We start from the raw sequence: 619 nt of genomic DNA on the forward strand, positions 1-619 counted from the left end.
GGGTGGTTAGCGGACGGAACATCGAGGCTAGTCGGTGAGCCGGGCGGGCAGAGTTGCAAGGGAGGCCGCTTCAATGCAAACTGGCGAACTGATCGTAAAGCGGAGGCAGGGCCTTGCTGATCGAACGGACTGCGGTTCGGGCCCTCTTGTTGACCCCCGACAACGAAGTCTTGCTGATCCGCATCAGGAGCCCGGAGGGGAAGGTCTTTTGGATCGCGCCGGGTGGCGGAATAGAGCCTGAAGAGACAGTCGAGGAGGCCCTTTGGCGTGAGTTGAATGAGGAGCTTGGTTCAGCCGATTATCGTATCGGGCCGGTGGTTTGGTTGAGGCACCACACGTTCGACTGGGAAGGAGCAAGATACTCCCAGCATGAGCAATACCGGATCGTTCACGTCGACAAGTTCGATGCCGCAGTGTTGGACGAGCAAGAAGCCGCATTCGCAACAGACATCAGATGGTGGCGGATAGACGAACTGCCGCACGCTACCGAAACTTTCACTCCGACAGCGCTGGCCAAGATCATGCGCGATTTCGTTATGAATGGTGCGCCTTATCCGGTGCCACCCGAAGAGGTCATACTGGACTGAAGCGCACTCGTTCCAGCGTCCGCAATGGGTCG

The 619-nt window shown here is 58.3% G+C and carries 1 protein-coding gene; it reads left to right on the plus strand.

Annotated features, from left to right (window positions below):
• Positions 1–113: 113 nt before the first annotated feature.
• Positions 114–587: an NUDIX hydrolase gene (locus tag G7B69_RS16645; RefSeq protein WP_279323182.1), complete on the plus strand. Its 474-nt coding sequence runs from the start codon at positions 114–116 to the stop codon at positions 585–587.
• Positions 588–619: the final 32 nt, after the last annotated feature.

This window comes from Croceibacterium segetis (assembly GCF_011320115.1).
GTDB classification, from domain to species: Bacteria; Pseudomonadota; Alphaproteobacteria; order Sphingomonadales; family Sphingomonadaceae; genus Croceibacterium_B; species Croceibacterium_B segetis.